Raw genomic sequence first — 25,886 nt, forward strand, 5'->3', positions numbered from 1 at the left:
ATGCTGGACATCGCCGACGAGTTGAACGGGTGGGTGGCGCAGGGCCGGGACTTCGCCGTGGCCACCGTTGTGGCCGTCGGTGGCAGTGCGCCGCGCAGCCCGGGTGCCGCCCTCGCCGTCGACAGTGAGGGCACGGTCATCGGCTCGGTCTCCGGTGGCTGTGTGGAAGCGGCGGTGTACGACCTGTGCACGCAGTCGCTGCAGGACGGCGAGACGGTGCTGGAGCGGTTCGGTTACAGCGACGAGGATGCCTTCGCGGTGGGTCTGACCTGCGGCGGGGTCATCGAGGTGCTGGTCACTCCGCTGCGCGCGCAGGCGCCGGGCGGCGAGGCGTTCGCGGCGGCCCTGGCGTCCGCCGCGGACGGGCGGGCGGCGGCCCTGGCCCGGGTGGCGCGGGGCCCGGAAGGACTGCTCGGCAGGGCGCTGCTCGTACACCCCGACGGGTCGTACGAAGGCGGTCTCGGCGGTCTGCCGGGGCTGGACCGCACGGCGGTGGCGGAGGCCCGCGCCATGCTGGAGGCGGGTCGCACCGGCACTGTCGACACCTCGGAGGACGGGTCGCGCTGCGGGGCTCCGCTGACGCTGTTCGTCGAGTCGAGCGTGCCGCCGCCCCGCATGATCGTCTTCGGTGCGGTCGACTTCGCCGCGGCGCTGGTGCGTACGGGCAAGTTCCTCGGCTACCACGTCACCGTGTGCGATGCCCGCCCCGTCTTCGCCACGCAGGCCCGCTTCCCCGAGGCCGACGAGGTCGTGGTCGACTGGCCGCACCGCTATCTCCAGCGCACCGGGACCGATGCCCGTACGGTGCTGTGCGTGCTCACCCACGACGCCAAGTTCGACGTTCCGCTGCTGGAGGCGGCGCTGCGGATGCCGGTCGCGTTCGTCGGCGCGATGGGCTCGCGCCGCACCCACGAGGACCGCAACCGCAAGCTTCGTGAGGCGGGCGTCACCGAGGCCGAACTGGCCCTGCTGCACTCGCCGATCGGTCTCGATCTCGGCGCGCGAACGCCGGAGGAGACGGCGCTGTCCATCGCGGCGGAGATCGTCGCGGCACGGCGGGGCGGCACGGGTGCTCCGCTGACCGGCTCACGGACACCGATTCACCGTGCCGCGGACGGGCGGCACACCGGCCCGCCCGGATCGCCCGCCGCGGCCTGACCTCGCCGGCTATTCGAACCGCGAGGTGTCGCCCGCCCCGCGGCGTACGATCTCGGCCTCGCCGCCGGAGAAGTCGATGACCGTCGTCGGCTCGGTGCCGCAGTCGCCCGAGTCGATCACGGCGTCCACGACGTGGTCGAGCCGTTCCTTGATCTCCCAGCCCTGGGTCAGCGGCTCGTCCTCGTCGGGCAGCAGCAGGGTGCTGGAGAGCAGCGGCTCACCGAGGTCGGCGAGCAGGGCCTGGGTCACGACATGGTCGGGGATGCGGACGCCGACCGTCTTCTTCTTCGGATGCAGCAGCTTGCGCGGCACCTCCTTCGTCGCGGGGAGGATGAAGGTGTAGCTGCCGGGCGTCGCCGCCTTGATCGCCCGGAACACGTCGTTGTCGACCTGCACGAACTGACCCAGCTGTGCGAAGTTCTGGCACACCAGGGTGAAGTGGTGACGGTCGTCGAGATTCCGGATCGACCGGATCCGGTCGATGCCGTCACGACTGCCCAGCTGGCATCCCAGCGCGAAGCAGGAGTCCGTCGGGTACGCGACGAGCGCGCCGCCGCGGATGCTGTCGGCCACGGTGCTGATGGTGCGCCGCTGAGGGTTCTCGGGGTGCACGTCGAAATACTTCGCCATCCGCCGAGCCTACGCGATGGGGCCGCTGCCGCTCATCCTCGCGCGCGGGCGGCCCCGGGGCCCGGACGGTCGGGGTCAGCAGCCGGTTCCGGCCGGATCGATCGTCATGCGGGCGTGTGCGTCCTTGCCCAGAGCCGCGTGGTAGGTGGCGCTGTTGACCCGGTACCAGACGTCGTCCTTGCTCGTCCTGCCGTTGACATCGTCCAGCCTGACGCACCAGCGCTCGGGCCGGACGACGCGGCGGTACTTCTCGGTGCCCTTGGCGACCTTGTGGCAGTCCTGGTGGCGCTCGGTGGTGTACCACGTCTTCTTGCCGCGGCCGCTGCGCTTGGTGTGCTTGACGCGCTTCGTGGCGGTCGTGCACGTCCGGGTCAGATGCGGCCGGGTGCTCGTGACGGTCTTCTTGGTGACATGGCGTACGCCGTCCCGCAGGCCCGAGACGGTGTCCGTGTGCGGCCGGGTGTCCTGGGACGTCTTACCGCTCCCCTTGGCGCCGCCGTCCGGGTGCCCCGTGCCGGCGTCCGCTCCGGCGCCGCAGGCGCCGAGCCCGGCCACGAGTATCACCGTCAGGCCGGCACGCACCAGCCGCTGCTTCTTGCCCATGTCTCCCTCAGCGTTCCCCGGCGCCCGCGCACCGGGCTCCGTTGCGCGCACTCTGCCACGGTCGCGGCGAGCCGCTTCACACGGGGCACGGGCCGGTCCGCGGTGGACCGGCCCGTGCCCCGTGGGTGAAGTCGGTTACGGCGCCATCTCGTACGCACCGGCGAGCGCTTCGACACGCTCCCAGACGCGTGCCGAGCGGGCGTCGTCGACGACCGGCCGCCGGACCGCGCCCAGCGCCCAGTCCTGCTGCGCCTCGGTGGCGGAGTCCTTGCCGTGCAACTCGACGGCATGCGCGGAGAAGTCGCGGACGAGCACGGCGAACAGCTCGTCGAGCACATCCCCGTCGAGCCCGGTCAGGCGCGCCTGCTCAAGGATCAGCTGACCGTGCACGACCAGCGCGAACAGCTGGCCGACGGCGAGCAGCAGGTCGAGGTCGCGGCTCTGCTCCTTGTCGGGCGCTGCCGTGGTCACGAACGCGCAGAGCGCGTCGGCCTGTTCCCGGAGGCGGGCGACGTTCGGCACCTCGGCGTACGCGTCGTAGGCGGCGCGCCAGTCGTGGAAGCGTACGGATCCCAGGCCGCGGGCCGGTCCCTGGCCGAAGAGGAAGGCGTCGTCGGCCGCGTCGAGGCGGGTCGGCACGGCGGCGTAGTCGGCCGGGTTCAGCAGGTGGTTGCCCATGAACTTGAGGATCAGCGCGAGATTGACATGGACCGTGCCCTCCAGCTTCGGCAGGCCCCGGATCTCGGTCGCGGCCTGGGAGAAGTAGGTGTCCTTCTCGAAGCCCTTGGCGGCGATGACGTCCCACAGGAGGTCGATGACCTTCTCGCCCTCGGTGGTCACCTTCATCTTCGTCATGGGGTTGAAGAGCAGGTAGCGGCGGTCCTCGGGCCCGGCGGAGCGGAAGTAGTCGACGGCGCGGTCGCTGAAGAGCTTCATCCCGACGAGGCGGACGTAGGCGTCGGTCAGCTCGCGGCGCACGTGCGGGAAGGCGGTGACGGGGCGGCCGTAGAGGATGCGGTTCTGCGCATGGGTGACGGCCTCGTACATCGCGTGCTCGCAGATGCCGATGGAGGCGGTGCAGAGGTTGAACTTGCCGACGTTGACGGTGTTGAGGGCGGCGTCGAAGGCGGCGCTGCCGGTGTGCAGGACGTCATCGGGGCCGACCGGGTAGTCGTCGAGGCGGAACTCGCTGACGTACTTCGAGGAGTCGACGACGTTCTTCACGAGGTGGTAGGCCTCATGGCGGCTGTCGGCGGCGAAGAAGACATAGCCGTCCGGGCCCTCGATGTCGGTGCGGCGGCCGAAGACGGAGACCAGGCCCGCCTCGTTGCCGTTGCCGATGTAGTACTTGGAGCCGCTCGCCCGGAAGCCGCCGTCGCCGTCGGGCTCCAGCAGCATGTCGGTGGAGTAGATGTCGGCGCCGTGCGCCTTCTCGGACAGGCCGAAGGCGAACACCTCGCCCTGGGAGAGGAGTTCGGCGGCGCGGTCGCGGGCGGTGGCGTTGTCGCTCTGCCAGACCGGGCCGAGACCGAGGATCGTGACCTGCCAGGCGTACCAGTAGTCGAGCCCGTAGAAGCCGAAGATCTCGTTGAGGGCGGCGATCCGGGCGGTGTCCCAGCGCTTGTCCGGCTGCCCTTCGGCGGCCGAGGCGGGGGTGAGGAAGGTCGCGAACAGCCCTTCCTTGGCGGAGAAGGCCAGGAAGTCCGCCAGCCAGGCGCGGGAACGGTAGTCCTCGATCAGCCGGCGCTTGCCCCGCGCCTCGAACCAGTCGACGGTGGCGCGCAGCAGCCGGCGGGTCTCGGGGTCGAAGTGCGCCGGGTCGTAGGTGCTCGGGTTGAACAGCAGCGGGTCGGACGTCAGCGGGTCGGCCATGGGAATTCGCCTTTCCGGCTCAGGAGTTGAGGGGTGTGGAGGGCTGAAGGTTTCAGGGCGCCGGGTCAGCGCCCGGCGTCGAGTCGGTGGAGGGTGGCGAGCACGTCGTCGAGCCAGGCGATGGTCATCCGCTCGTACGCGATGCCGCCGCGCAGCACGACGTGCTGGAGCTGCTGCCCGGCGTCGGGCGCCGCGGGCGCCTCGGGCCCGGTGAAGTCGCGCCGCTCCCCCGCCAGGTAGTGGGCGAGCCGGTCGGTGTGCGTCCGGTGGTGCCGTTCGACCTCGCGGATCAGTGCGGCCGGGTCGTCGAAGGCCGCGCCGCGGATCTTCACGGCGAGGTCGTGCCGGACGCTCTCGGGTTCGATCGGCTCGTGGAGCCACTCGGAGAGGGCCGTCCGCCCGGGGGCGGCGACGGAGTACTCCTTCTTGTCCGGGCGGGCCTGCTGCGCCACCTCGCGGACATCGATCCAGCCGTCGGCCTCCATGCGCTTGAGCACGCGGTAGATCTGCTGGTGGGTGGCGGTCCAGAAGTACCCGATGGACCGCTCGAACCGCCGGGCCAGCTCATAGCCTGAGCCCGGCTGCTCCAGCAGGGAGACGAGAATCGCGTGGTCGAGCGCCATGCCCCGATCCTTCTATGCAACTCGTTGCATATACAAGCGCGGCCGCCCGGGTGAGACGCGGCTCACCCGGCACCGGACCGCCACAGCCGCCGTGCAACCATCTCGCAACCCCCCATCGGGTGAGCTGGGCCCATGCACGCCAAGGACACGGCAGAATCCGAGGAATCCGGCACCGGACCCGGCGCGGCCGCCCCGGACGGCCCCGCCCGCATCGCACTCACCGCCGCGGCCGCCTCCTTGCTGCGGCTGCTGCGGGAGCAGCACGGGCCGTTGATGTTCCACCAGTCGGGCGGCTGCTGCGACGGCAGCGCCCCGATGTGCTACCCGGCGGGGGAATTCCGTACGGGCTCCGCCGATGTGCTGCTGGCGCGGCTGACCGTGGAGGAGGTGGCGGAGCCGGTGGATTTCTGGATGTCGGCGGACCAGTTCGCACGGTGGCGGCATACGCATCTGACCGTGGACGTCGTGCCGGGGCGGGGCGGGGGCTTCTCCCTGGAGGCCCCCGAAGGGGTGCGCTTCCTGATCCGCTCCCGGCTGCTCACCGAGGAGGAGCTGACTCGACTCGGCGACCGGGAAACCCCGTAGGGCGAAGGGAGTTGGTGAGGGCCCCGCGCACGGGGGATGGCGCGGGGCCCTCGTCTATTAGAACGGGTGGGAGGCAGACGGGGTTCCCGAACGGTGAAGATTCCGCGAGAAAGTTCCGTCCGGCAGCTCGCCTGCCGGTGGCCGCCCCGTTACGCACTCATGCGTCGTCCTGCACCAGGCGCTCCAGCATGTCCTGGAAGTCGAGGTCCACGACGACCCGCAGACCGTCGCCGTCGAGTTCGCTGAGCGGGGTCATCACGCCGCGGCGCCACCAGAACACCTTGGGGCTGATGGCGCCCGCCGCGTCCTCGTGGCCGGCCGCCGCGAACTGCGCCATGGCCTGCAGGGCCGGGATCACCTGTGCGTCGTGGATGCGGTGGAACGCCAGCTGGTGCCGGAAGGGCATGGCGACCAGCGCACCGTCCGGGGTCAGCTCGGCGCCCATGATCCGTTGCACCAGCTCCTCCAGCACCAGCACCCGGCTCGCCGTGAAGAACGAGTCGCCGAGCAGCACCTCGAAGGAGGAGCCGTCGCCGCGGCGCACCGTCTCGTGCCCCTCGACCGGCAGCGCCCGCAGATTGTTCATCGCCCGGATGCGCAGCTCGGCCACCTCCCCCAGGTCGGTCAGCGAGTCCTCGCTCAGCATCTGCACCGCCTCGGGGAGGTCGAGGGCGAGCACCTCGCGCAGACCGGGGGCCGGCGCCCGGCCGTACCGGAAGGAGTCCGATGCCGGCAGCGTGTCCTGGGCGACGACGCGGGGGTAGAGGCAGGCGCGGATCTCGTCCTCGGAGAGGATCTCCAACGGCTGCGGGCCGTCCATCGTCCGCAGCACCTTGCCGACGTGATCCCGGATCAGGGCGGGCCAGCTGCGTTCGCCCCGGCGGTCGCGATGGCAGACCGCCGCGAGATTGCCGAGACCGAACTGACGGCCTCCGGAGTCGGCCACCAGCCCCGCGTAGGCGGTGACTTCGAGCCCCTGCTCGGCGAAGGCCTGCCGGACCTGCGATCTGAAGACGCCGCCCTCCCGCTGGGAGAAGAAGGTGAACTCCTCGTCGCGTGCGAGGTCGCGGGAATCCCGCTTCGGTCCTCGGCGGAACAGGCCCATCTCTTCCTCCCGGCAGCGGCCACGAACGACGGCCATGAATGGGCCGATCGTAACGGGTGCGGCTGCCGCACCGGGCACCGTTGGGCCGCTCGCGGGAGCGGTTCACGACGTGCCCGGCGACGGCATGACCTCGTCGCCCCGTTGCCGTGGGACGGCAGGGGCGACGAAGTGCACGGGGAACGGGCGGGCCAGGCCCTGTCGTCGAACTCCCGCCTGCCTTGCGGGCAGAACGACGGGAGTGTGACGACAGGCCCTAGCCGCCGATGTTGACGTCGATGCAGGCGTAGAAGGCGTTGGCGGTGTCGGCGACGTTCCAGACGGCGAGCACCTTCTGCTTACCGGTCAGGCCGCCGAAGTTGACGTTGTGCGAGACGGTCTCCGGAGGCTGGGCGCCCCCGTCGTTGAATTCGGCGACCTTTCGGCCACCGACGAAGTACTGCCAGGTACTCGTCGAATGGCGGGCGGTCAGCTTCCAGTTGAAGGTCTGGGAGCTGCCGACCGGTGTGACCTGCCAGCCCTTGGAGTCGTCGTCGAGTTCGGCGAACTGGCTGTTGCCGCCGCTGCAGCTCGTCAGGCCCTTGGGCCCCTCGACGCTCTGCGGTTCCCATTTGATCGGGCCGCATTCGATGGCGCCGGCGGCACACTGCGCCTGCCGGCTGGGCGGGGAGGACACATATCCGTGTGCGCTGGCGGGACTTGCCGGCATGGTCACGACGAGGAGGGGAGCGACGCCCGCACCGATGGCGAGTGCCAGCCTTCTTTTCTTGTTCATGTCAACCCTTTCGCGGTGGAGGCCGCCACGCGAGAACAGGGGGACCGGCGCAGGTACGGCACCGCACGTCCGCCCCGGGAAGCCTCGTGGAGTGTGGGGGAAGGTGACGCGAAGGTGATCCACGGCGAGCCGCCCGTACCACCTAGCCCGGCGCCGACACCGGGCACAGCGGCCAAGGGCACGCTCACCAATTGGTCTAGACTTTACCCGCTCGTCGCGTACGGTCAAGAGGTGCGGCACGCAAGGGAGTTGGGCATTCCGGCACGCGGCGCCGGGCCCCCGGGCCGCCGCCGCTCAGTGCCCCGGCGTGACGTCCCGCGCCGGGGAACCACTGGAGGCGCGTACGACGAGCTCGGGGGTGAGCCGGACCGTACGCCGCGATCCGGGCACCCCGCCGGCCCCTCCGCGGCCGAGCAGCCGGGCCGCCTCGGCGGCCAGTTCGGCAACGGGCTGGCGCACGGTGGTCAGCGCCGGGTCGGCGAGGCCCGCCAGGGGAATGTCGTCGAAGCCGGTGACCGCGACCTCGCCGGGCACCTCCGCGCCCAGCTGCCGCAGGCGTTGCAGCGCGCCGACCGCGATCAGGTCGTTGGCGCAGACGACGGCGTCGGGCCGGGAGGGCCACAACCGGTCCACCGCGGCGCGCCCCCACTCCACCGAGAAGTCGCCGAGTGCGACCCGGCCGGGGCCGTCAGGGTCCAGCGCCTCGGCCCCCGCCTCGTAGGCGGCATGCCGTTCGACAGCGGCCGACGCGGTCCCGGCCGCCCCCACGAAACAGGGACGCCGACGCCCCTGGGCGGCGAGGTGTTCCAGCACGAGGGCCATGCCGGCGGAGTTGTCGACGGCGACCGAGTCGGCGACGCCCGGCCCGCAGCCACGGTCCAGCAGCACCAACGGCACCCGGTCGGCCGCGCTCGCCACCGCGTCCCTGCTGTGCCGCTCGTCGACGGGCATCACCAGCAGGGCGTCGACCTGCCGGTCCAGGAACGCGCTGATCCGGGCGGCCTCGGTCCGCGGATCGTCATCACAGTCCGCGAGCAGCAGGGCCCGCCCCTCGGCGTGCAGGGCGTGTTCCAGCGCCCGCACGAGCGCCGGGAAGAAAGGGTTGGTGATCTGCGGCAGGACCAGCCCGACGATGCCGGTGGAGCGGCTGCGCAGGGCGCGGGCCACCTGGTTGGGGCGGTAGCCGAGGCGGGCGGCCGCCTCCCGCACCGTGCGGGCGGTCTCCGCGCCGACCGGGCGGGTGCCGGCCAGCACCCGGGACACCGTGGCGATGGAGCAGCCCGAGGCGTGGGCGACATCCCTCAAGGTGACTTCGGCCACCATCTCCCGGCCCCCTTCGTTCGGTTCGGCTGGGCCGGGACGGAGCTTACGCCCAGGAGGGGAGCGGGTAAACGTCATCCCGGAGCATTCAAGAATCCGGCCCGCGGGTCGGATTTCAGGCCCGGAAAGGTCCGTAACGCCAGAGATTGAACCATTGACAACGGGCCGGTCCATGGGTGAAGTTTCCGGAGAACGTTTTCCCATGATGTGTCCTGAGGGAGGTGTGCGGTGGCGTATCCGCCGGCTGTCACAGCAGCCCCGGCGGCGTGACCGCACAGTAGAGATCACCGCCCGGCGCACCCGCACGGCCCGACCGCGATCCCGGTCCTGCCCGTCCGGCGCGCCGCCGGCTCCCCGCGCCCCGGCGCATCATCGATCCACCAGCAGAGCAAAGGGGCTCTTCCGTTGGCCAGAAAGATCATCCTCGACTGCGACCCGGGGCACGACGACGCGATCGCCATGCTCCTGGCCCACGGCAATCCGGGCATCGACCTGGTCGCCGTGACGACCGTGGTCGGGAACCAGACGCTGGAGAAGGTGACCCGCAACGCGCTGTCCGTGGCGCGCATCGCCGGGATCACCGGCGTGCCCTTCGCCGCCGGCTGCCCGCGTCCGCTGGTCCGGGCCATCGAGACGGCACCGGAGATCCACGGCGAGACCGGTCTGGACGGCCCGGATCTGCCCGAGCCGGACATCGAGTTGGACCGCCGGCACGCCGTCGACCTGATCATCGACACCGTGATGGCGCACGAGCCCGGCGAGATCACCATCGTTCCGACGGCGGGGCTGACGAACATCGCCCTCGCCGTGCGCAAGGAGCCGCGGATCGCCGAGCGGGTCCGCGAGGTCGTGCTGATGGGCGGCGGCTACCACGAGGGCAACTGGAGCGCGGTCGCCGAGTTCAACATCATCATCGACCCCGAGGCCGCGCACATCGTCTTCAACGAGAGCTGGCCGGTCACCATGGTCGGCCTCGACCTGACGCACCAGGCGCTGGCGACCCCCGAGGTCGACGCCAGGATCGCCGCGGTCGGCACGGCCCCCGCGAGGTTCGTCGGCGAACTGCTGGACTTCTTCCGTGAGGCCTACCGGGACAACCAGGGCTTCGAGCACCCGCCGGTGCACGACCCGTGTGCGGTGGCGTATGTGATCGACCCGGACGTCATGACGGTCCGCAAGGCACCCGTGGACATCGAGCTGCGCGGCGGTCTGACCCTCGGCATGACCGTGACGGACTTCCGTTCGCCGGCCCCGGCCGACTGCACCACCCAGGTCGCGGTCACACTCGACCACGAGCGGTTCTGGGACCTCGTGGTGGACGCGCTCGAGCGGATCGGCGACGTCACGGTATGAACGTCTCCCTCACCGAGCGCCCCGCCGGGATGACGGACGGGTCCGGTTCCGGATCCGGCGTACGGGTGGGCGTCCTGGTCACCGCGCTGCTGGTGGCCTGCTTCGCCTTCCAGCTCAATGCCAGCATGCTCAGCCCGGCGCTGAAGAGCATCGAGGACAGCCTCGGCGCGACCTCCGCGGAGATCGGCCTCACCCAGACCGCGTTCTTCACCTCGGCGGCGCTGTTCTCGCTGTTCCTGCCGCGGCTGGGCGATGTGATCGGCCGCCGCAAGGTGCTGGCCGGGATGCTGGCGCTGATGGTGGTCGGCTGTGTGGTCGCCGCACTGGCGACCAGCGTGCCGATGCTGTTCGCCGGCCGCGTCATCCAGGGCGTGTGCGGTCCGGTCGTGCCGCTGTGCCTGATCATGCTGCGGGTCGAGGTGAAGGAGCCGAAGCGGTACGGCACCCTGCTCGGCGTGATCACCGCCGTGAACGGCGGCATCGCCGGTGTCGACTCCCTCGCGGGCGGCTACCTCGCCGACAACCACGGCTTCCAGTCGGTCTTCTGGGCGATGGCGGTCATCGCCGCCCTCGCCACGGTGCTGATCGCCACGCTGACGCCCGAGTCGAAGGCGCCCGTGGCCTCCCGGATGGACTGGCCCGGCGTCGCGCTGCTGGTCGTCTCGGTCGGCGCGCTGCTGATCGCGCTGAACGAGGCGGGCAAGCTCGCCGCCGCGAACTGGCCGCTCATCGCCGTCCTCGTCGTCGTGTCCGCGGCCGCGTTCGCGCTGTTCTGGCGCACCGAGAACCGCAGTGGCCACCCGCTGGTCGCCACCCGGCATCTCAAGCAGCGCGCGACCTGGGCGACGCTGCTGACCACAGTGCTCACCATGACCGGTGTGTTCGCCGTCATGAACGGGCTGATCCCTGCCTTCGCCCAGGACGCGCAGGCCGGCCTCGGGATGTCCGCCGAGCAGTCCGCGTGGTGGACCCTGACGCCGTACGCACTCGCCGGACTGGCCATGGGACCGGTCGCCGGCCGGCTCGCCGCCACCTTCGGCTACGGCCGGGTCCTGCGACTGGGCCTGGTCGGCTCGGTGGCGACCGTCGTCCTGATGCTGCTGACGATCGGCAACCAGTCACAGGTGCTGCTGCTGGTGGCGTCCCTGCTGGTGGGTGTCACCTACGCGGGGGTGACGAACATCGTGCTCAACGGGCTCGGCATCGTGCTCTCCCCCAGGGAGAACCCGGGCTTCCTGCCGGGCCTGAACGCGGGCGCCTTCAACCTGGGCGCCGGCCTCAGCTTCGCGCTGCTCTACGCGGTCAAGACCGCGGCGCTGCCCGAGGACCCCGCGTCGCCGGCCGGCTACACCGCCGGCATGATCGCGGGGGTCGTGATCATGGCACTCGCCATCGCCACGTCCTTCCTGATCCCGAAGCCGGTGGCGGCCGAAGCGCAGGACTGACCGGCGTGCCCTGACGGAATCACCCGCCGCACCGCCCGCCGACCGGAGAGCCTCCGGTCGGCGGGCGGTGGCGTTTTCCGCGGCAGGCCGGGTGGTGCTCGTGACCGTCAGCAGCGATGGCTTCCGGCCGGGGCGGCGGTCCGTACACGGACAGCCCGATGGCGGCGACGCCGGGCACGGCACGAGGAGGCCTCCACCCCGACGATCACCCCCAGTCTCTGGTGCGGCACCAGGGCGACGAGGCCACGAGGTGCTACGTCCGGGTGTTCCCGAACTCGGGGATCAAAGGACTTCACCACTACGGCGAGGCCGGTCCTCGCGAGGCCGGCACCGTGCTGACCGCCGTCTTCGTGCTCGACGGCCGGAAGGACACGGCGATCAACGGCGGCCCGGAATTCCCCTTCGACGAGGCGGTCTCGCCGCTGATCAACTGCGCCGACCAGGACGCGATCGACCACTACGGGGAGAAGCTCTCCGAAGGCGGCCAGGAGGTGCCTTGCGGCCGACTCAAGGACGAGTCGGACTGTTTTGGCAGGTCACGCCCGCCGGGATGGCCGACGTGCTGAACGACCCGGACCCGGCACGCGCCGGCGGGCGACGGGCGACGCGCGACGGCAGCCGTGCTCGGCATGAAGAGGTTCGGCATGAAGAGGTCGGCATCGCGGCGCCGCGGGCCGCGATCGACGGGGCCTGAGAGATCCGCGCGCCGCCACCGGGCCGTGAGGTGCGCTGCGCGGGCGCCGGGCCGCCGTCCGGGGATGCGCCCGGTCCTTCTCCGGCCTGCGGTTCTCAGTCGGAGAGGACCGGGCGGCACCGCACCCGATTCGGGTGATCCCCCGCGTCACCCGAATCGGGCAGCTTGGCCGGATTCCCTGCCCAAGACAGGCGGACGTCCGGAACTCCACTGAGTATACTGGCTCTCAACCAGTCAACGCAGGAGCTCCAGCATGTCCCCCCGCAGCGCATCGGTCAATGAAGAGCTGCGGCGACGATCCCGCGAGCGGCTCCTGCAGGCGACGGTCGACCTGGTCGGCGAGCGCGGGCTGGAGGCGACGACGCTCGGCGATATCGCGCAGCGTGCGGGGGCGGCGCGCGGACTGATCTCGTACTACTTCCCCAGCAAGCGCCAGCTGCTGCAGTCGGCCGTGCACCGGCTGATGCATCTGACCCTCCAGGAGGCGCTGGAGCGCGCCCCGCAGCCGACCGGCCCGGAGGCGGGACGGGAGCTGATGGCACGCGCCATCGACGCGATTCTCGATCTGGCGCACGATCGCCCTTTGCTGATGCGCACGCACATGGCGGGGATTCTGACCGCCGAGGGATTCATCCGGTGCCCCGAACAGCAGCGGCTGGCGCAGCTGCTGCGCGAGACGGTCGTGGCCTACGGTTCGCCCGATCCGGACGCCGACTATCCGCTGCTGCGGGCGCTGCTGATGGGCTCGGTCGTCCCGATGCTGCTGCCGGGGGCGCCGATGGCGCAGAGCCGACTGCGGGCCGAACTCTTCCAACGCTACGGACTGGCCTGGGAGTCGGGCTTCCCGCCGGACGCTACGGCGCCCGGCGGAACGCCACCGGGCGCCGTAGCGCCGTAGCGCCGTAGGCATGATCCGGTGCGCGCCGGCGGTCCGAGGAGACGCCGGCGGGCAGCTGGGGGAATGCGGCCGGGTCAGCGGTAGTCGGGCTGGGTCTGAACGTTCAACTCCTTCATCCGGACCCGCTCGGCGCTGTCCGTACGACGATCGTCGATCTTGAGGACGTCGAAGCCCTTGGCGATGTCGTTCGAGTAGATGTAGCCGTTGTAGTAGTACGCCGACCAGGATCCGCCGGTGACCATCGAGTCGGTGGAGAGCGGGCCGCGCTCGAAGTAGCCGATCTCCTTCGGGTGCGCGGAGTCGGTGAAGTCCCAGACGGAGACGCCGCCCTGGTACCACGCCTGCACCATGATGTCGCGGTTCTTGGTGGGGATCAGTGAGCCGTTGTGGGCGACGCAGTTCTCGGTGTCGGCCTGGTGGCGCGGGATCTTGAAGTAGCCCTTGAAGACGAGCTTGCGGTGATCGCCCTTGCCGGTGATGTCGTAGATCCCGTCGGCGCCGTGGTCCGGTCCGGTCGCCTCGTTGCAGGTGGCCGCGCCGCCGCCGCCCAGCTCGTCGGTGAACACCACTTTGTTGCCACGTTCGTTGAAGGTCGCGGAGTGCCAGAAGGCGAAGTTGACGTTGTCCTCGACCCGGTCGATGACGCGGGGCGCCGCCGGATCCGAGATGTCCATCAGGACGCCGTCCCCCATGCACGCACCCGCGGCCAGCTTCAGCTTGGGGAAGGTGGTGATGTCGTGGCAGCCGGTGGTCTTGGAGACGCCGGGGTTGGCGGGCGCTCCGGGGTTGCCGCCGTCCGGGAAGAGCACCGGGAAGTCGACGACCGCGGCCTTCTGGGGCGCCGAGCGCGGCACCTTGATGACGGAGATGCCGTCGTGCGGCGGCTTGCAGTCGGGGAAGGTGTCGCTGGGCGCGTAGGACGAGACGTAGAGGTAGACGTCGCGGCGCTCGGGGACCAGGGTGTGCGTGTGCGAACCGCAGGCGGTCTCGACGGCGGCGACGTACTCAGGGTGCTTCTTGTCGCTGATGTCGAAGACCTTCATACCCTCCCAGGAGGACTTCTCCGTCGCGGGCTGGGTCGCGCTGTTGCAGGAGTTGTCGCTGCGCGAGGAGTCCGTGGACAGGAAGAGCAGGTCCCCCGAGACCGTGACGTCGTTCTGCGAGCCGGGGCAGAGCACCTGACTCACGACCTTGGGCGCCTTGGGGCGGGAGATGTCGAAGATGACGAAGCCGTCGTAGTTTCCGGCGAAGGCGTACTTCCCCTGGAAGGCGAGGTCGGAGTTGGTGCCCTGGAGCGCCTGCTTGGGGATGTTGGCCAGGTGGCTGATGTTGTCGCTGTGGACGATCTCGTCCACGCCGGGTATGTCGCCGTCCTTGATGGCAGCCCGGGTGGCGGCCTCCTGACTGCCGCTCACCTCCTTGGGTGCGGAGGGGCGGTCGCCGGGGTCGGGGGTCGCGGCCGCGGGTCCGGCCACGAGGAGCGAGGCCACGAGCCCGCATGCCGCGGCCGCCGCTCCGAGGTATCTGCGCCGCACGAGGGGTCTGTGCAACGAGTTCACGAGGTCCTCCCTGAGGTCCGTTCCGGGAGTGAACGGTTTCTGGACCCCGGCAGTATGGCGCTACTCATGTACAGATCAATAGAAGGCAACGAAAATGTCATGCGCGGGTATCCGCGTACGTACCGCCACCCGCAGGCACAAGCCCCGAAGGGCCTGCCGGACAACGGACAGGAGTGCACGCGTTGAAGCGTCCCAGACACGGCATCGCCCTCACCGCGGCCGGCCTCGGCCTGCTCATCTGCTGTGCCCTGAGCGGCTGTTCGGCTGACGGAGGCGGGAAGGAGGAGGCGGGTGCCCGCGGCGGTCCCGAGGTGGTGGCGCCCGGAAAACCGGGCGAGCCGGCGAAGGTCCTCACCGCCGAAGAGGCCAAGAAGGCCGGCAGCGACGACTCCCCCAATGCCGCCGACTTCGACTACGTCCAGATGATGATCACGCACCACCGCCAGGCCCTGGTGATGACGGACCTGGCCGCACAACACGCCGACAACGGCCGCACGGCCCGGCTGGCGGAGCGGATCGCCGCCTCCCAGCGACCCGAAATCGGCGCCATGCAGGGCTGGTTGGACCAGCACGGCGGGCCGCGCGAACCGTCCGGCGGACACCATCACGCAGCGATGCCCGGCATGGCCACCGACGCGCAGCTGGACCGGCTGAGGGCGGCCCGCGGCAAGCAGTTCGACGCGCTCTTCCTGACGTTGATGGTCACCCACCATCAGGGGGCCGTCACCATGGCCACCGACGCCCTGTCCGACGGCAACAACACCGTGGTGGAGGAGATGGCAACCGACGTCATCGCCCAACAGACCGCCGAGATCGGCCGGATGCAGCGGCTGGGCGCGACACCGGCGTCGTGAGACGGCGCCGCACGGGCCGGACGCCGGGACGACGTGACGACGGGACGGCCGGACCACGGGACCACGGGACGGCGGGACGACGGGACGGCGGGACGGCGGGACGGCGGGACGACGGGACGACGGGACGGCGAAGGGAGTCTGCGGACTCGCGCTAGTACTGCCCCGTCCCGCTGCACCTCGGGCAGACCCGCTGTGTCAGACACTCCGGGCAGCGGCCCAGGCGGTGCGGGTCACGGGGCCCGCCGCCCCAGCCGGGGAGGCCGTCCAGCACCCACCCGCGCCCCTCGCAGAGGGGGCACAGGCCCAGACCGTCGCACTCCACGCACAGCGACCTCCCCGGCAGCAGGGTCCGCTCGGTCACCACCGGTTCGGGGCGGACGTGCGGCACCTGTGCGTACAGCGCGAGGGCAGGGGTCCGGCCCAGATACCTCACGGTGTCGCGGTCACGCGCGACGGACACCGTGATCTCCCTGCCGTCGCGGCGGCCCGCCACCACGACACCCCAGCTCGCGAGCCGGGGCTCGGGGATCTGCTCGGTGGCCTGCCAGCCATCGGCGGACAGCAGAGCGATCGCTCGGGCGGCGAGGCCGGGGGCGTACGCCGCACGCGCGGGCCTCGCGTCCTGGGCGCGCACCCGGTTCGAGACGGTGTGGAGATACGTAGGGGGTTCCGTGCCGGTGTCCATGAACGGCTCGTCGGGCACGGTGAATTCCGGCACCTGCCCCGGAGTGAGCCGCGCAGCCAGCGACCGCAGGGACGCACGGACGGCCTCCGCCTCCCGCAGGAGGCACGCTCGCGCCCCGGGCACCCCCGCCACGGCCGTCCCCCTTCCCCCCCTCGCGCGCGCTCGCCGGATCTCCCCAGCCCGCGCCGGCTCGCACCGCGCCAACGAGCCTGCTGTGCGCGACCATTGTGCCCTCGCGGGCGGGAGAGCGGCTTCGCACACCTGGCCGGGGACGGGAGACGGAGCCACAGCCGGAGGCGCAGCCACAGCCGGCATGGCCTGGCGTGCGCGAGGGCTACGGCTTCCGGCCGGTGATGGCCACCATGCGATCGAGCACCGGAGCGTCGGCGGGAACCTCGACCGCAGGGCCCCACAGGCCGGGGACGGGCGCCCTGGGGACGAAGTCCGCCACATGAGCCAGACAGGCCCGCAGCGTCTCCTCGGGCAGGTCGAAGGGCCGGCCGGTGGCCTGGGCGAGGTCCCAGCCGTGCACCACCACCTCGGTGAGCGCGATCTTCCCCCACAGCTCGTTGGGCAGCTCCAGCCCGCCCGCACTGCCGCTGCCCCGCCAGGCCGCCGGATCGCCCCACGCCCCGCCGAGATCCAGGACATGCCGGGTGACGGTGTCCCGCCAGCCTCCGCCGAAGTCCAGCACCGTGGGCTCGGTTTCGGTATCGGCGCCCGTAGGGCGATCGGCGCCACCGTCACCGGTGCCGGTGTCGGCGCCCTTGCCATCGGTGCGCGCGTGTGCCCCGTGAGCGAGCGCGGCCAGCGCCTGCGACACCGAGTCGACATGCTGGACGAGCTCACCCACCGTGTAGGCGGAACAAGGAGTCGGGCCGTCGAGCCGGCCGTCGTCGACACCTGCCAGCAGGTCGATCATCCGGTGGCAGGCCGGTTTCAGGTCGATCATGTCTCTCCTCCGGTCACGAATCGGCGAAGCGCCGGAGACGCCCGCAGAAGTACAGACCGCCCGTGGGGCCGGAGCTCATCGGTAGCGGCCCGTGACGTCCGCCTACCGCTTGTTGTGCCGTGGCGTCAGGAATCCCTCGTCGCGGGCGCCGGCGATCAGCCGCAGGGACCTGCGCCTGTTGCGGCCCGTCGCGTTCATCACGGCCAGCACCGGGTCCCGGCCTTCCCGCTGCGCCTCCCGGTACGCGTCCGCGGCGAGCCTGCGCCGTTCGCCCGCCCGCGTCCGCGCGAGGAGAGCGGACGGGGACGGTGACGGTGCGGAGGGGGCGGGCTGCGCGGAGGGTGCCGGGCCGACCGCGGGCTCGGGGGCGGGCAGGGGCTCGGGGGCAGGCAGGGCAGCCTGGCCGAAGGGAGCCTCCGGGCCGAACTCGCCGTCGCCCGGGGCATCCGGCCCGACGCCGCCACCGGAATCGGACCCGGCGCCGGTGCCGGATTCCGTGCCGGGAGCAGTGCCGGTGCCGGTCCCATCGCCGATCCCGTTGCCGTTGCCGGATTCCCCATCAGGGTCGGGGGCGGGTGCGGGTGCGGGGTCGAAGTGAGGAGCGCGGCCACCCCCCTCGGCCTCGGCTTCCGTCCCGACTTCCTTCCCGGCATCACTCCCGCCGTCGGTCCCGCCGTCGGTCCCGACCCCGTCGGACGGCGCGCGAGGAGAGGGATCCGCCGGACACGGCGTGCCCCCTTCCCCTTCCCCCTCCCCCGGTGTGGGCCGGGGTTTGCGAGGGCGCCCGGTGGCGAGCCGGCAGGCGTCGTCGAGAGGGCCCCCGATCCAGCGGGCGAGCGTGGCGAGCCCGTCGAGGGTGAGGGGTGGGTCGGCCCGCATGTCCTCGATGGTGAGGCGGTCGTCGCAGACCGCCACCAGGACATCGATCCGGGCGCCGTCGGCGAAACTCAGCCGGGCGCTGAACCAAGGCCCCAGCGGGTCGAGGCGGGGCGGCGAGGTTGCGGGGCCGCAAGCGGGGGCCGGTTCCTCGGGGGCGGCCGGTTCAGGGGCGGGCGCGGCGGAGCCGTAGCCCTGCAGCTCCCAGGCAGGCCAATCCGCGGCCGCGCCTTGAGATTTATATCGGTCATTAACGGTATAAAAGTCACTTTCCGACACGGGGAAAACCTAGCCTCCCCCTCACCCGGCCCACCGGCGCGGCACGCTCAGCGGTCCGGGAGCAACCCCGATAGCGCATCTCCCGCCCCGCGCCTTCCGGTGCGATCCTGGGGGTACTCCGCGGAAGGAGCTCACTCGTGCTTCGTGTCGCAGTGATCGGTTCAGGACCCAGCGGTGTCTACACCGCGCAGTCATTGGTCGAGCAACAGGCCGTCCCGGACGTCGAGGTGTATGTCCTGGACCGGCTGCCCTGCCCGTACGGCCTGGTCCGGTACGGCGTCGCACCGGACCACGAGAAGATCAAGTCGCTGCAGAACACTCTGCGGACCGTGCTGGAGCATCCACGCGTGCACTTCCTGGGCAATGTCGCGGTCGGCGCGCCGGGGCTGGGCCTGCGGGAGCTGCACCAGATTTTCCACGCGGTGGTGTTCTGCGTGGGTGCCGCCACCGACCGCCATCTCGGCGTCCCGGGTGAGGACCTTCCCGGCAGCCACCCCGCGACAGATTTCGTCGCCTGGTACAGCGCACATCCGGACGCCGCCACCACCCGTATCCCGCTGTCCGCCCGTTCCGCCGTCGTGGTCGGCGTCGGCAACGTGGCCGTGGACGTGGCCCGCGTCCTGGCCCGGGGCGCTGCGGAGCTGGCCACCACCGATATGCCGCAGGGGGCGCTCGGCGCGCTCGCGGACAGCCGGATCGAGGACGTCTGGATGGTGGGCAGGCGCGGCCCGTCCCAGGCCAAGTTCACCACCAAGGAGCTGCGCGAACTGGGGGCGCTCCCGGGTGCGGAGGTGCGCGTACGGCCCGAGGAGCTGGCCCGGGACCCGGCGTACCGCGAGGCGGGTGAGCTGCCGGCCGCCATTCGCCGCAACATCCAGGTGCTGCGCGGTTGGGCCGCACGGCAGGGGACGGAGGCGGACGCGGGAAGGGACCCGGGAGAGGCGGCAGCCGGGCCGGACACACCCCCGGTGCGCCGGATTCATCTGCGGTTCTTCCTGCGTCCGGTCGCACTGCTCGGGGACGCCGCGGGGGTGCGCGCGGTGCGGTTCGAGCGGACGGCGCCGGACGGGCGCGGCCAGGTCGCGGGGACGGGTGAATTCGAGGACATCGAGGCGCAGTTGGTGCTGCGGTCGGTCGGCTATCGGGGGATCCCGCAGCCGGGCCTGCCGTTCGACGAGACGAGCGGGACGGTACCGAATGTGGCGGGGCGGGTGCTGCGGGAGGGAGTGCCGTGCCCCGGCGAGTATGTGGCGGGCTGGATCAAACGCGGTCCCACCGGGGTCATCGGCACCAACCGGCCGTGCGCGAAGGAGACCGTGGCGTCGTTGGTGGCGGACGCCGAGGTACTGGCGGGGCGGGCGGTGGCCGAGGACCCGGTGGGCGCGCTGCACCGCGCCGGGCAGCGGCCGGTCCCGTGGACGGGCTGGCTGGGCATCGAGGCCGCGGAGGCGGCCTGGGGCCACCGCCTGGGCCGCGGGACGGTCAAACTGGCCGACTGGGACGTCCTGTTGGACGCGGCACACGGCGCGATGGACTAGGGGCCGTCGTGTGGATCAGCCGGGCCCCGCTCCCTTCCGGCGTGATCCACACGACAGGCCTTGGCCCGCGTCCGCACGGTCCCTGCTGGGATTCAGGCCTCGCCCAGCCGGCGGGCCTGCAGCTCCGCCGCCCGGAGGACGTCGTCGAGCAGGCCGGGGAAGAGCGCGTCCAGGTCGTCCCGGCGCAGTCCGTTCATCTTGGCCGTGCCCCGGTAGATCTGCTGGATGACGCCGTGTTCGCGCAGCACCCGGAAGTGGTGGGTGCAGGTCGACTTGCTGACCGGGAGTTCGATGTCCGCGCAGTTCAGCTCGCCCTCGGCGGCGGCCAGCACGCAGACGATCCGCAGCCGCATCGGGTCGGCGAGCGCATGCAGGACGTCGGCGAGCCGGATGGCCTCGCGGGACGGGTGCTCCAGGGAGCGGGAGCCGGACGGGGCGCCCGTGGACGTCGTATCGGTCGGCATGACAGCTCCTGACGGGCGGCGCTCGGTCGGTCGGTCGAGACCCAGGCCGGTAAGCGTAGGGGGCCGTGGGCCCTCGGGTCGTGCGGTCGCGGGGCTCGGTGTGGGCCCCGCACAGGGCGCGCGGCCCCCGGGCGGCGCCCGTTCACCCATTGTACGAGAATCATCGTAGTTTGACATCCACCGTAATACGATGGGTATCGTACGAGGCGTCAGCAAGCACGATACCGAACCGGAGTCTGCCGTGAGCACACTGTTCGAGCCCTTCACCCTGCGGTCCCTGACCATTGCCAACCGGCTCTGGATGGCGCCGATGTGCCAGTACTCCGCCGACTCCGAAGGACCGGACGAGGGTGCCGCGAACGACTGGCACTTCGCCCACTACGCGGCGCGGGCGGCCGGCGGCACCGGCCTGATCCTCACCGAGGCGACCGCCGTCAGCCCCGAGGGACGGATCAGCCCGTACGACCTCGGGATCTGGAACGACCGCCAGGTGGCGGCGCTGCGCCGGATCACCACCTTCCTCAAGGGGCAGGGCACCGTCCCCGGCATCCAGCTCGCGCACGCCGGCCGCAAGGCGTCCACCGACGCCACCTGGCACGGCGGCGCCCCGCTGGACGCCGAGAACGGCGGCTGGCGCACGGTCGCCCCGAGCGCGCTGCCGTTCGACGAGGGCCACCCGGCACCGGACGAGCTCGGCGTGGACCAGATACAGGAGATCGTCGGGCAGTTCGCGGACGCCGCGCGCCGCGCGCTGGAGGCGGGCTTCCAGGTCGTCGAGGTGCACGGCGCCCACGGCTACCTGATCGGCCAGTTCCTCTCCCCGCACACCAACCACCGCACCGACGAGTACGGCGGTTCCTACGAGAACCGGACCCGTTTCGCCCTGGAGGTCGTGGACGCGGTGCGTGCGGTGTGGCCGCAGGAACTGCCGGTGCTGTTCCGCATCTCGGCGACCGACTGGCTGACGGAGAACGAGGAGGACGAGCGCGAGGGCTGGACCGCCGACGACACCGTGCGCTTCGCCGCCGACCTGCTGGCGCACGGCGTGGACCTGCTGGACACCTCCACCGGCGGCAACGCACCGCGGGCGCGGATCGCGACCGGCCCCGGCTATCAGGTGCCGTTCGCCGAGCGGGTCAAGCGGGAGACCGGCCTTCCGGTCGGCGCGGTGGGGCTGATCACCGAGGCACGGCAGGCAGAGAAGATCATCTCGGACGGGCAGGCAGACGTGGTGCTGCTCGGCCGCGAGCTGCTGCGCGACCCCTCCTTCGCGCTCCACGCGGCGCGCGAACTCGGCGGCGAGGTGCACACCCCGAAGCAGTACCACCGCTCCGTCTGACCTGCGCGGATACCGCGCCGGGACGCCGTTGTCAGTGGCCGGGTGCAGACTGGCCCCATCCTGAGACAACGGCGTCCCGGAGGTGTCCGGCATGACTGACGTTCTCCTCGCGGTAGGCACCCGCAAAGGGCTTTTCATCGGCCGACGGCGGCACGGTGCGTGGGAGTTGAGCGCCCCGCATTTCCCCGCGCAGGCGGTGTATTCGCTCGCGATCGACACCCGCCGCGCGACACCCCGGCTGCTGGCCGGGGCCGACAGCGCCCATTGGGGCCCTTCGGTGTTCCACTCCGACGACCTGGGCGGGACCTGGCACGAACCGGCCCGCCCCGCGGTCAAGTATCCGGAGTACACCGGGACTTCACTGGAGCGGGTCTGGCAGCTGCATCCGGCGGGCCCGGCCGCCCCCGATGTGGTGTACGCGGGCACCGAACCCGGCGGCCTGTTCCGGTCCGGTGACGGCGGCGAGACCTTCGAGCTGGTCCGGCCGCTCTGGGACCACCCGAGCCGTGAGAAGTGGGTGCCGGGCGGCGGCGGGCTCGCGGTCCATACGGTGATCACCGACCCACGGGACGCGGACGCGGTGACCGTCGCGGTCTCGACGGCCGGGGTCTTCCGCAGCCACGACGGCGGCGCCGGATGGGAGCCGTCCAATCACGGCGTCAAGGCGGTCTTCCTGCCCGACCAGCATCCCGAGTTCGGCCAGTGCGTCCACAAGATCGCGCAGGACGCGGTGGACCGCGACCGGCTCTATCTGCAGAACCACTGGGGCGTCTACCGCAGCGACGACGCCGGCGCGCAGTGGACGGACATCGGCGCCGGGCTGCCGTCGGACTTCGGATTCGCGGTGGCCGCGCATCCGCGCCGCGGGGATGTCGCCTACCTCTTCCCGATCACCGCCGATATCGACCGGATGCCCGCCGACCACCGCTGCCGGGTCTACCGCACCTCCGACGCCGGCGGGAGCTGGGAGGCGCTGAGCGACGGCCTGCCCGAGGAGGACCACTACGGCACGGTCCTCCGGGACGCGCTGTCCGTCGACGACACCGATCCCGCGGGGGTGTATTTCGGCAACCGCAACGGCGAGGTCTTCGCCAGCGCCGACGACGGCGACAGCTGGCAGCAGCTCGCCTCCCACCTGCCGGACGTGCTGTGCGTACGGGCGGCCGCCCTGGCGTGAGCGGCGTGAGGAGGAGGGGTGAGGAAAGGAGGAGAGGACAGGTAAGGAGCGGCGAAGGGAGCTGCGTTCCGGGGCGACGGCCGCGGGGACATGGCCGGTGCGGAGGTGGTCGGCCGGATGACGGAGCGGGTGCAGACACCGTCGCAGGCACAGGCGTAGGCGTAGGTGCGACCGCCGGCCGGCGGTTGAAAGGGAGGGGTGCTCGGCCAGTAGGGTGATCCCGTGGCTGCGCGACCTCTTCATGACATCGTCGAACCCGGCTGGGCCAAGGCACTTGAGCCCGTCGCCGGACGAATCGCCGCGATGGGCGACTTCCTGCGGGCGGAGATCGCCGCGGGACGCACCTACCTCCCGGCCGGCAGCAATGTGCTGCGCGCCTTCCAGCAGCCCTTCGACCACGTGCGGGTGCTGATCGTCGGGCAGGATCCGTATCCCACTCCGGGGCACGCGGTGGGGCTGAGCTTCTCGGTGGCACCGGACGTGCGCCCGGTGCCGGGGAGTCTGGAGAACATCTTCCGCGAGATGCACTCCGACCTCGGGCTGCCCCGGCCGTCCAACGGCGACCTCACCCCGTGGACGGGACAGGGCGTGCTGCTGCTGAACAGAGCGCTGACGACGGCGCCCCGCAAACCCGCCGCGCATCGCGGCAAGGGCTGGGAGGAAGTCACCGAGCAGGCCATCCGCGCGCTGGCGTCGCGCGGCCGCCCGTTGGTGTCGGTGCTGTGGGGGCGTGACGCGCGCAATCTGCGGCCGCTGCTCGGCGATCTGCCGGCGGTCGAGTCGGCGCACCCCTCCCCCATGTCCGCCGACCGGGGCTTCTTCGGCTCACGTCCCTTCAGCCGGGTGAACGACCTCCTGGTGCGGGGCGGCGCTCAGCCGGTGGACTGGAAGCTGCCCTGACACCGGGCGATAGTGTGCCCGCATGACCAACGCGAACATCCCTGCGGGCTGGTATGCCGACCCGCAGGGCACCCCCCATCAGTTGCGCTGGTGGGACGGCTCCCAGTGGACCGAGCACACTCACCCGGGTCAGCAGGAACAGGCCCCTGCGCAGAGCCAGGCCCCCCAGCAGGCGCAGCAACACGCGCCGCAGCAGGCCGCGTCGCAGCCGGTGCTGCAGAAGTCGCCCCCGCAGCAGATGCCCCAGCAGCACACGCCGCAGGCGCAGCCGCAGCAGCCGGCCCAGGCCCCGCCGCAGGCCCCCGCGCAGCCGCAGCCGCAGGGCGGCGCGCCGTACGGTCAGCAGGGCTACGGCCACCCCCAGCAGCAGGGACCCGGGATGCCGGGGCAGCAGCCGTACTCGCAGCAGCAGATGCCGGGGCAGCCGGGGATGAATGCCGCGCAGTATCAGGTGCAGCAGCAGGCCGGGGTGGCGCCGACCGGACCGGGCGGCGGCAGTCTGTTCACCGAGCCGGTGCTGGTGGTGAACCAGAAGGCGAAGCTGATCGAGGTCACCAATGAGTACGGCGTCTTCGACCAGCACGGCAACGCCCTCGGCACGGTCGTGCAGGTCGGGCAGAGCACGGCCAAGAAGGTGCTGCGGGTCGTCTCCAGCCTGGACCAGTACATGACCCACAAGTTGGAGATCAGGGACGCCTACGGGCAGCCGCAGCTGATCCTGACCCGGCCCGCGAAGATCATCAAGTCCAAGGTGATCGTGCAGCGTCCGGACGGTCAGCCGGTCGGCGAGATCGTCCAGCAGAACGCCATCGGGAAGATCAACTTCGCGATGATGGTCAACGGCCAGCAGATCGGCGCGATCAAGGCCGAGAACTGGCGGGCCTGGAACTTCGCGATCGTGGACCATGCCGACACCGAGGTCGCCCGGATCACCAAGACCTGGGAAGGGCTGGCCAAGACGATGTTCACCACCGCCGACAACTACGTCCTGCAGATCCACCACCAGCTGCCCGATCCGCTGCTGAGCCTGGTCGTCGCCACCGCGCTGACCGTCGACACCGCCCTCAAGCAGGACGCCCGCGGCTTTGGGTGAGCCGCGGGACACCCCAGCGGGCCGGCCTTCCGGCACAGGCGCGCCGGGGCAGGGCGCGACCCATGTCCTCGGCGTCGACTCGGGCGGATCGGGGCTGCGGATCGCCGTCGCCCGCGCCGCCGATCCGGTGGCCCGGCCGTCGGCCACGTACACCTCCCGCACACCGGTCCGCACAGGTCCGGGCGGGATCGACGCGCAGCATCTGCTGTCCCAACTGCTGCCCGCCGCCGAACAGTTGCTGCGGCAGTCGGGTGCCGAGCGGGTCGCGGCCGTCTGTGTGGGCGCCGCCGGGATGGGCACGCTCGGCGACGACCTGCGGGCCTGTCTGCCCGCCGCGCTGGCCGCCGCGTTCGGCATCCGGCACCTCGCCCTCGCCGCGGACGCCGTGACCGCGTACGCCGGGGCGCTGGGGCAGCGGCCCGGAGCCGTGGTCGCCGCCGGCACCGGCATGATCGCGATGGGCACCGACCTGTCCACGGACGGCGGCTGGCGTCGCGCCGACGGCTGGGGACATCTGCTGGGCGATTGCGGCGGCGGCGCCTGGATCGGGCGTGCGGGTCTGGAGGCCGCGATGCGCGCGTACGACGGCAGGTCCGGCGGGTCCGGTGCGCTGCTGGCGCGTGCCGAGGCGGTGTTCGGGCCGGCGGGCGGCCTGCCCGGCGCGCTCTATCCGCGGCCCGACCGGCCCGCCGTCCTCGCCTCGTTCGCCCCGGAGGTCGCCCGCTGCGCCGCGGGAGACGCGGCCGGCGATGGCACCACGGGCGCGACGCCCGACCCGGTGGCGGCCGGCATTCTGCGCGACGCCGCGCGCCATATCGCCGACGCGGCGGCCGCGGTCTGCCCGCCGGGCAGCGGCACGACGGTGGCGTTCACCGGCGGCCTGTTCCGCATCGGGGAACCGCTGCTGGCACCGCTGCGAGCGGCGCTCGCCGAGCGGCTGCCGGGCGCGCAGCGGACGGAGCCTGCGGGCAGCCCTCTCGACGGGGCGCTGACCATCGCGGCGGCGCTGGCCGACGACCGGCTCCAATTGCCCGCCGACCCGAAGTTGTTGCAGATCACACGCCCTTTGCCGTGATGCGGTCACCGTGACGCGCGGGATAAATCGGGACGGA

At 71.7% G+C, this 25,886-nt stretch carries 26 protein-coding genes; 14 read left to right on the plus strand and 12 right to left on the minus strand.

What is annotated here, in order from left to right:
- Window positions 1–1,158 carry an XdhC family protein gene (locus tag ACIRQ7_RS10670; protein WP_404261569.1) on the plus strand — a complete coding sequence of 386 codons (1,158 nt, stop codon included), beginning with the start codon at window positions 1–3 and terminating at the stop codon, window positions 1,156–1,158.
- Window positions 1,159–1,167: 9 nt separating this feature from the next.
- Here the strand turns inward: ACIRQ7_RS10670 and ACIRQ7_RS10675 are convergent, their stop codons facing one another.
- The 4 genes from ACIRQ7_RS10675 to ACIRQ7_RS10690 form a co-directional block, all read right to left on the minus strand.
- Window positions 1,168–1,788 carry an L-threonylcarbamoyladenylate synthase gene (locus ACIRQ7_RS10675; protein WP_401466102.1) on the minus strand — a complete coding sequence of 207 codons (621 nt, stop codon included), beginning with the start codon at window positions 1,786–1,788 and terminating at the stop codon, window positions 1,168–1,170.
- Window positions 1,789–1,863: 75 nt separating this feature from the next.
- A complete protein-coding gene (locus tag ACIRQ7_RS10680) occupies window positions 1,864–2,391 on the minus strand; it encodes a hypothetical protein (protein ID WP_404261571.1) in 528 nt (175 codons plus the stop codon).
- Between the two features lie 135 nt (window positions 2,392–2,526).
- Complete coding sequence (locus tag ACIRQ7_RS10685; protein ID WP_404261573.1) at window positions 2,527–4,263, minus strand: acyl-CoA dehydrogenase family protein; 1,737 nt, start codon at window positions 4,261–4,263, stop codon at window positions 2,527–2,529.
- Between the two features lie 65 nt (window positions 4,264–4,328).
- Complete coding sequence (locus ACIRQ7_RS10690) at window positions 4,329–4,886, minus strand: PadR family transcriptional regulator (RefSeq protein WP_404261574.1); 558 nt, start codon at window positions 4,884–4,886, stop codon at window positions 4,329–4,331.
- Between the two features lie 132 nt (window positions 4,887–5,018).
- Here ACIRQ7_RS10690 and ACIRQ7_RS10695 point away from each other — a divergent pair, with 132 nt between their 5' ends.
- The gene (locus ACIRQ7_RS10695) at window positions 5,019–5,471 is read left to right on the plus strand and encodes a DUF779 domain-containing protein (protein ID WP_404261576.1); all 453 of its coding nucleotides are present in this window, start codon (window positions 5,019–5,021) and stop codon (window positions 5,469–5,471) included.
- 157 nt (window positions 5,472–5,628) lie between these two features.
- On the opposite strand, the gene ACIRQ7_RS10700 is transcribed toward ACIRQ7_RS10695, so the two are convergent.
- From ACIRQ7_RS10700 to ACIRQ7_RS10710, 3 genes are all read right to left on the minus strand, one after another.
- A complete protein-coding gene (locus tag ACIRQ7_RS10700) occupies window positions 5,629–6,576 on the minus strand; it encodes a hypothetical protein (protein ID WP_401467596.1) in 948 nt (315 codons plus the stop codon).
- A 253-nt stretch (window positions 6,577–6,829) separates the two neighbouring features.
- Entirely contained in the window at window positions 6,830–7,348 is a 519-nt protein-coding gene (locus ACIRQ7_RS10705) for a lytic polysaccharide monooxygenase auxiliary activity family 9 protein (protein WP_404261577.1), read from the minus strand.
- A 294-nt stretch (window positions 7,349–7,642) separates the two neighbouring features.
- Entirely contained in the window at window positions 7,643–8,671 is a 1,029-nt protein-coding gene (locus tag ACIRQ7_RS10710; protein ID WP_404261579.1) for a LacI family DNA-binding transcriptional regulator, read from the minus strand.
- A gap of 402 nt (window positions 8,672–9,073) precedes the next feature.
- Between ACIRQ7_RS10710 and ACIRQ7_RS10715 the strand changes: the two genes are divergently transcribed.
- From ACIRQ7_RS10715 to ACIRQ7_RS10735, 5 genes are all read left to right on the plus strand, one after another.
- On the plus strand, window positions 9,074–10,021 hold the full coding sequence (locus tag ACIRQ7_RS10715) for a nucleoside hydrolase (protein ID WP_404261581.1): 948 nt from the start codon (window positions 9,074–9,076) through the stop codon (window positions 10,019–10,021).
- The gene (locus ACIRQ7_RS10720; protein WP_404261583.1) at window positions 10,018–11,466 is read left to right on the plus strand and encodes an MFS transporter; all 1,449 of its coding nucleotides are present in this window, start codon (window positions 10,018–10,020) and stop codon (window positions 11,464–11,466) included. The genes ACIRQ7_RS10715 and ACIRQ7_RS10720 overlap by 4 nt, the downstream gene beginning before the upstream one ends.
- 116 nt (window positions 11,467–11,582) lie before the next feature.
- A complete protein-coding gene (locus tag ACIRQ7_RS10725; protein WP_404261585.1) occupies window positions 11,583–12,032 on the plus strand; it encodes a VOC family protein in 450 nt (149 codons plus the stop codon).
- Window positions 12,017–12,160, plus strand: a complete 144-nt coding sequence (locus tag ACIRQ7_RS10730) for a hypothetical protein (RefSeq protein WP_404261587.1) — start codon at window positions 12,017–12,019, stop codon at window positions 12,158–12,160. The genes ACIRQ7_RS10725 and ACIRQ7_RS10730 overlap by 16 nt, the downstream gene beginning before the upstream one ends.
- Before the next feature lie 253 nt (window positions 12,161–12,413).
- Window positions 12,414–13,058: a TetR/AcrR family transcriptional regulator gene (locus tag ACIRQ7_RS10735; RefSeq protein ID WP_404261589.1), complete on the plus strand. Its 645-nt coding sequence runs from the start codon at window positions 12,414–12,416 to the stop codon at window positions 13,056–13,058.
- A 74-nt stretch (window positions 13,059–13,132) separates the two neighbouring features.
- Here the strand turns inward: ACIRQ7_RS10735 and ACIRQ7_RS10740 are convergent, their stop codons facing one another.
- Window positions 13,133–14,617: an LVIVD repeat-containing protein gene (locus ACIRQ7_RS10740; protein WP_404261591.1), complete on the minus strand. Its 1,485-nt coding sequence runs from the start codon at window positions 14,615–14,617 to the stop codon at window positions 13,133–13,135.
- A gap of 182 nt (window positions 14,618–14,799) precedes the next feature.
- Between ACIRQ7_RS10740 and ACIRQ7_RS10745 the strand changes: the two genes are divergently transcribed.
- Complete coding sequence (locus ACIRQ7_RS10745; protein WP_404261593.1) at window positions 14,800–15,471, plus strand: DUF305 domain-containing protein; 672 nt, start codon at window positions 14,800–14,802, stop codon at window positions 15,469–15,471.
- 151 nt (window positions 15,472–15,622) lie between these two features.
- Here the strand turns inward: ACIRQ7_RS10745 and ACIRQ7_RS10750 are convergent, their stop codons facing one another.
- The 3 genes from ACIRQ7_RS10750 to ACIRQ7_RS10760 all read right to left on the minus strand — a co-directional run bounded on the left by ACIRQ7_RS10750 (window position 15,623) and on the right by ACIRQ7_RS10760 (window position 18,263).
- A complete protein-coding gene (locus ACIRQ7_RS10750) occupies window positions 15,623–16,174 on the minus strand; it encodes a hypothetical protein (protein ID WP_404261594.1) in 552 nt (183 codons plus the stop codon).
- A 316-nt stretch (window positions 16,175–16,490) separates the two neighbouring features.
- On the minus strand, window positions 16,491–17,108 hold the full coding sequence (locus tag ACIRQ7_RS10755; RefSeq protein WP_404261595.1) for a TIGR03086 family metal-binding protein: 618 nt from the start codon (window positions 17,106–17,108) through the stop codon (window positions 16,491–16,493).
- A gap of 102 nt (window positions 17,109–17,210) precedes the next feature.
- A complete protein-coding gene (locus ACIRQ7_RS10760) occupies window positions 17,211–18,263 on the minus strand; it encodes a DUF6214 family protein (protein WP_404261597.1) in 1,053 nt (350 codons plus the stop codon).
- A 137-nt stretch (window positions 18,264–18,400) separates the two neighbouring features.
- Here ACIRQ7_RS10760 and ACIRQ7_RS10765 point away from each other — a divergent pair, with 137 nt between their 5' ends.
- Window positions 18,401–19,801: an FAD-dependent oxidoreductase gene (locus ACIRQ7_RS10765; protein ID WP_404261598.1), complete on the plus strand. Its 1,401-nt coding sequence runs from the start codon at window positions 18,401–18,403 to the stop codon at window positions 19,799–19,801.
- Between the two features lie 92 nt (window positions 19,802–19,893).
- Here the strand turns inward: ACIRQ7_RS10765 and ACIRQ7_RS10770 are convergent, their stop codons facing one another.
- Complete coding sequence (locus tag ACIRQ7_RS10770) at window positions 19,894–20,265, minus strand: ArsR/SmtB family transcription factor (RefSeq protein WP_404261599.1); 372 nt, start codon at window positions 20,263–20,265, stop codon at window positions 19,894–19,896.
- A gap of 241 nt (window positions 20,266–20,506) precedes the next feature.
- Here ACIRQ7_RS10770 and ACIRQ7_RS10775 point away from each other — a divergent pair, with 241 nt between their 5' ends.
- The 5 genes from ACIRQ7_RS10775 (at window position 20,507) to ACIRQ7_RS10795 (ending at window position 25,849) form a co-directional block, all read left to right on the plus strand.
- The gene (locus ACIRQ7_RS10775) at window positions 20,507–21,604 is read left to right on the plus strand and encodes an NADH:flavin oxidoreductase/NADH oxidase (protein WP_404261601.1); all 1,098 of its coding nucleotides are present in this window, start codon (window positions 20,507–20,509) and stop codon (window positions 21,602–21,604) included.
- A gap of 91 nt (window positions 21,605–21,695) precedes the next feature.
- Entirely contained in the window at window positions 21,696–22,781 is a 1,086-nt protein-coding gene (locus tag ACIRQ7_RS10780; RefSeq protein WP_404261603.1) for a WD40/YVTN/BNR-like repeat-containing protein, read from the plus strand.
- Window positions 22,782–23,003: 222 nt separating this feature from the next.
- On the plus strand, window positions 23,004–23,681 hold the full coding sequence (locus ACIRQ7_RS10785) for a uracil-DNA glycosylase (RefSeq protein ID WP_404261604.1): 678 nt from the start codon (window positions 23,004–23,006) through the stop codon (window positions 23,679–23,681).
- 22 nt (window positions 23,682–23,703) lie between these two features.
- Window positions 23,704–24,774 (plus strand): phospholipid scramblase-related protein, encoded by a 1,071-nt coding sequence (locus ACIRQ7_RS10790; RefSeq protein WP_404261605.1) that lies wholly within the window; start codon window positions 23,704–23,706, stop codon window positions 24,772–24,774.
- Window positions 24,767–25,849: an N-acetylglucosamine kinase gene (locus ACIRQ7_RS10795; protein WP_404261607.1), complete on the plus strand. Its 1,083-nt coding sequence runs from the start codon at window positions 24,767–24,769 to the stop codon at window positions 25,847–25,849. Before ACIRQ7_RS10790 ends, ACIRQ7_RS10795 begins: the two co-directional genes overlap by 8 nt.
- Window positions 25,850–25,886: the final 37 nt, after the last annotated feature.

This window comes from Streptomyces sp. NPDC101393, assembly GCF_044767385.1.
In the GTDB taxonomy this organism is placed as follows: domain Bacteria; phylum Actinomycetota; class Actinomycetes; order Streptomycetales; family Streptomycetaceae; genus Streptomyces.